The organism is Ideonella azotifigens, assembly GCF_006519715.1.
In the GTDB taxonomy this organism is placed as follows: domain Bacteria; phylum Pseudomonadota; class Gammaproteobacteria; order Burkholderiales; family Burkholderiaceae_C; genus Ideonella; species Ideonella azotifigens.
This window is the reverse complement of the sequence record NZ_VIDT01000495.1, coordinates 1-4,269: the sequence shown is the minus strand read 5'-3', so window position 1 is coordinate 4,269 and position 4,269 is coordinate 1. Positions and strand designations below refer to the sequence as shown.

Here is a 4,269-nt window from a genome sequence, read left to right as displayed (position 1 = left end):
AGTTCACATCGATTTCCACGTCCTGCCCGCAGCTCAGCAGGCCGCGCTGGTCGAAGACTCCGACGCGCTGGCCGCGCTGGGCGACACCCACGCGGCGCTGGAGCTCTACCACCGCGAGCAGGCGCTGCGGGCCGACATCAACAAGGGTAACCGCGAAGCCGCGCTGGCCCAGCAGCGCGAGCGCTACCGCAGCGAGGCCGAGAAGCGCGAGCTGGACCTGCTGGGCCGCGAAAACGCGCTGCGTGCCTCCCGGCTGCAAACCCAGGCGCTGCTGGAACGGGTCTGGCTGCTGGCCGCGGCACTGCTGCTGCTGGTGGCCGGCGTGGCGGTGCTGCTGCTCAAGCGGGCGCGCGACGCCAACCAGCAACTGCGCCGCAGCGAGGCCTTGCTGAAGGTGCAGAGCGAGCGCGATCCGCTGACCGGTCTGGCCAACCGGCGCCATTTCCGCGAGGTGCTGGCCACGCTGGAAAGCGATGGCGGCTTCCGTGGCGCCTTGCTGCTGCTGGACATCGATCACTTCAAGCGGGTCAACGACGATTTCGGCCACCAGGCCGGCGACACGGTGCTGATCGAGATTGCGCACCGGCTGGGCAGCTCGGTGCGGTTGAACGACCTGGTCTGCCGCTGGGGCGGCGAGGAATTCCTGGTCTATGCGCCCGGCCTGCGCGACGAGGGCCTGACCGCGCTGGCGCGGCGCATGCTGCACGCCGTGGGCGACCAGCCGGTGCGGCTGGAAGACGGCCGCGACCTGACCGTCACGACCTCGCTGGGCTACGCCTGCTTCCCGCTGCCGCAGCACGAGGTCAACCTGGACTGGGACCGGGCCGTGAACCTGGTCGACATGGCGCTCTACACCGCCAAGTCCATGGGCCGCGACCGCGCGGTCGGCCTGCAGGCCACGCTGGCCGAAGACGGCGACGCGCTGGTGGCGATGGAGCGCGACTTCGAGATGGCCCGGCTGTCAGGCGAGGTGCAGCTGCGTGTGGACCCGCGCATCACGGCGCCTGTGGCTGCTGCGGGTTCAGGGACCTGAGAGCTCGTCCTTGTCGCCGGAAGCGGTGTCAGAACCGAAGCTGTCGCGGAAGGTGAAGAACAGGGACACGTAAAACGCGGTGGTCAGCAGCAGCGACAGCGGCATCAGCAGCAGGCTGGCGAAGGCGCCGAGCAGCACCGTCAGCGGGCCGCCGAGCAGGGTCACGGCCAGGGTCAGTGCCAGGTAGCTGGCCAGGTAGACCAGGAAGGCGCCCTTGTTGCGCCACATCGCCAGCGTGCTGGAGAACAGCGACTGCGCGAGGCCTTGTTCGCCCCAGACCACCAGCCCGGGCGCATGCCAGAACGGCACGCTCAGCAGACTGATGATCAGCACCCGCGCCAGGACACCAGCGCTGACGCCGGGCGCCTGCGCCAGCTTCTCCAGCGTGTCCGCGTCGGCGCCGCTGGTCATGGCGACGACCAGCGCCTGCAGCCCGCCATGGTCGATCAGCCCGCACAGCGCCAGGCTGCCCAGCATGGCCAGTGCATAGGCCAGGCACAGCGTGATCAAGGTACGCCGCCGCGGTGCAGGCAGTTGCTGCCACGGTGCGATGAACACCATGGGCGAGGGCGGCTGGCCGCGCAGGCTGCCCACGGTGGCCATCATGAAAGCCAGGCTCACCAGCGGGATGGCGGCCACCACCATCACGATGCCGATCAGCGGCAAGGCCATGACCAGCGCGGCCACGAACATGAAGCACAGGAACAGCGTGAGGTAGCGCACCGGGAAGCGCAGGCACTCGACCAGGCCTTGCCGCATCCACACCGCGCCTTGCCGGGCCGGCACGGTCTTGAGGGTCAGTCGCATGGGTTCAGGCCGCCTTCATGCCGCCGGGTGCCACGGGCGCGCCATGGCGTCGCGCAGCACGCGTTCGAAGTGCAGCGGCGGTTTGGGCTTGAGCAGGCTGGCTTCGCGTGGCAGGTGCCAGTCGGCCAGGCGCGAGAGCCAGAAGCGCTGGGCTGCGGCGCGGCGCAGGCCGGGCAGCAGGCGCAGCTCGTTGCCGCTGGGCTGGCGCTCGGCGCTGTAGGCATGCAGCAGCGCTTCGGCGCGTGGCAGGTCCAGCTGGCCGCTGTCCAGGTCCACGCACCAGTCGTTCAGCACCACGGCCAGGTCGTAGACGAAGGTGTCGGTGCCGGCGAAGTAGAAGTCGAACACGCCGCTGAGCCGTTCGCGGCCGGGCAGGCCGGCGAACAGCGCGTTGTCGCGGAACAGGTCGGCATGCACCGCGCCGCAGGGCAGTTCCTGGTAGGCGGCGGAGGCGTGCAGGTGGGCCTGGAAGGCCATTTCCTCGTCCAGCAGGTGGCCAGCGTCGGCGTCCAGGTAAGGCCGCACGACGGGCGCGGTGGCCTCGCGCCAGGCCAGGCCGCGCAGGTTGGGCTGGGCCAGCGGGAAGTCGGCCACCGCCAGGTGCATGCGCGCCAGCGTGGCGCCGAGTTGCTCGCAGTGGTGCAGGTCCGGCGCGTCCAGGCTTTCGCCCTCCAGCCGGTTAACCAGTGCGGCAGGCTTGCCGGCCAGCGTGTGCACCAGTTCGCCCTGGGCATTGGCGCGCGGCTCGGGCACCGGTTGGCCGGCGCGCGCCAGGTGGCGCATCAGCTGCAGGTAGAACGGCAGCTGGTCATGGGCCAGGCGCTCGAACACCGTCAGCACCCACTCGCCTTCGGCCGTGGTGGCGAAGTAGTTGGTGTTCTCGATGCCGCTGGAAATCGGCTGCAGCGCCAGCACCGGGCCCAGGCCCAACTGGGCGAGCAAGGCATTGGCCTGTTCGACAGAAACTTCGGTGTAGACCGCCATGTGGCTGGGTGCCCCGGAAGGATTGGAAGATGGGGAGTGAGACGGCGGGCGACGGCCGTTCTGCGGGGGACTGGGCGGAGGCCGGGGCCGGCCGTTCAGAAATCGAAGGGCAGGCTCAGCCAGACGCGCTGGCCGGCCTTGGGGTCCTGTGACGGCGGGCGGCTGTTGTCGCGCGGCACGATGTCGTAGGCCGGGAAGCTGCCGTGCTTGGGTTGCACGGTGATGCGCTGGGTCTGGCCGCGCACCCGCAGTTCCTCGATGCGAACCTCGTCGTCCTCCGTTACGCCGTGCAGGATCTGCGGTTCAGGCACCTTGCTGGTGGGCGCGGCGGCCTCTACGGGCGGCAGCGGCTTGAGCGCGGCGGCGCCGGTCAGTGGTGCGGGGGCGGCGGCCGGAGCGGCAGCCTGGGCCAGACAGCTTCCGGCGGCAAGCAGGCCGAGACACAGGGCGCAGAGCTGCAGGCGCGGGCGGAATGAGGCGTTCATGTTCCTGATTTTACGGTCGCCAAGTGGCTGTCCGGCCATCCGGCTGGCGAATCGCCGCTGCGAGCACAATTGCAAGCCTTCACAGGCGCGCTGCGGCGCGTCTTGCGCCGCCTGAAAGCTTTCTGAATGAACGACAAGATCCTGTTGCTGGTCGACGGTTCCAGCTACCTGTACCGCGCCTACCATGCGCTGCCCGACCTGCGCGGCCCGGAAGGCGTGCCGACCGGGGCGCTGCACGGCATGGTGGCGATGATGAAGCGGCTGCGCGAGCAGGTCGGTGCCGAGCACGCCTGCTGCGTGTTCGACGCTTCCGGCCCGACCTTCCGCGACGAGTGGTACCCCGAATACAAGGCCCAGCGCGCGCCCATGCCCGACGACCTGCGCACCCAGATCGCACCCATCCACGAGGTGGTGCGGCTGCTGGGCTGGCCGGTGCTGGAGGTGCCGGGCGTGGAGGCGGACGACGTGATCGGCACGCTCTCCTGCGCCGGGCACGCCACCGGGCACAAGGTCGTGATCTCCACCGGCGACAAGGACATGGCGCAGCTGGTGCGGCCGGGCGTGACGCTGATCAACACGATGAGCAACGAGTCGCTGGACGAAGCCGGCGTGCTGGCCAAGTTCGGCGTGCCGCCGGACCGCATCGTCGACTACCTGACGCTGATGGGCGACGCGGTGGACAACGTGCCCGGCGTCGAGAAGGTCGGCCCCAAGACGGCTGCCAAGTGGATCGCCGAGCACGGTTCGCTGGACGGCGTGATCGCCGCGGCGGCCAGCATCAAGGGCGTGGCCGGCGAGAACCTGCGCAAGGCGCTGGACTGGCTGCCCACCGGCCGCAAGCTGGTGACCATCCGCACCGATTGCGACCTGGCCAAGCACCTGGTCGACTACCCGAAGCTGGACGCGCTGGCGCTGCGCCCGATCGACGACGCCGGCCTGCTGGCCTTCTACCAGCGCTAC

5 protein-coding genes are annotated in these 4,269 nt (G+C 69.9%); 2 read left to right on the top strand and 3 right to left on the bottom strand.

Annotation, left to right across the window (positions count from 1 at the left end):
• Positions 1 to 1,033, top strand: a 1,033-nt coding sequence (locus tag FKP22_RS22675; protein ID WP_141289946.1) for a GGDEF domain-containing protein, incomplete at its 5' end; no start/stop codon positions are given.
• On the opposite strand, the gene FKP22_RS22670 is transcribed toward FKP22_RS22675, so the two are convergent.
• From FKP22_RS22670 to FKP22_RS22660, 3 genes are all read right to left on the bottom strand, one after another.
• A complete protein-coding gene (locus FKP22_RS22670) occupies positions 1,022 to 1,840 on the bottom strand; it encodes a BPSS1780 family membrane protein (RefSeq protein ID WP_141289945.1) in 819 nt (272 codons plus the stop codon). The genes FKP22_RS22675 and FKP22_RS22670 overlap by 12 nt on opposite strands.
• Before the next feature lie 15 nt (positions 1,841 to 1,855).
• Positions 1,856 to 2,824: a homoserine kinase gene (locus tag FKP22_RS22665; RefSeq protein WP_141289944.1), complete on the bottom strand. Its 969-nt coding sequence runs from the start codon at positions 2,822 to 2,824 to the stop codon at positions 1,856 to 1,858.
• Positions 2,825 to 2,919: 95 nt separating this feature from the next.
• Entirely contained in the window at positions 2,920 to 3,309 is a 390-nt protein-coding gene (locus tag FKP22_RS22660; RefSeq protein ID WP_231012233.1) for a DUF2782 domain-containing protein, read from the bottom strand.
• Positions 3,310 to 3,435: 126 nt separating this feature from the next.
• On the opposite strand from FKP22_RS22660, the gene FKP22_RS22655 reads away from it, so the two are divergent.
• Positions 3,436 to 4,269: 5'-3' exonuclease (locus FKP22_RS22655; RefSeq protein WP_310733359.1), on the top strand; the 834-nt coding region annotated here is incomplete at its 3' end.

Bases quoted from the DNA above. Each gene is read 5' to 3' on its own strand.
- FKP22_RS22660 (WP_231012233.1), bottom strand. From the start codon at position 3,309: ATGAACGCCTCATTCCGCCCGCGCCTGCAGCTCTGCGCCCTGTGTCTC.
- FKP22_RS22665 (WP_141289944.1), bottom strand. From the start codon at position 2,824: ATGGCGGTCTACACCGAAGTTTCTGTCGAACAGGCCAATGCCTTGCTC.
- FKP22_RS22670 (WP_141289945.1), bottom strand. From the start codon at position 1,840: ATGCGACTGACCCTCAAGACCGTGCCGGCCCGGCAAGGCGCGGTGTGG.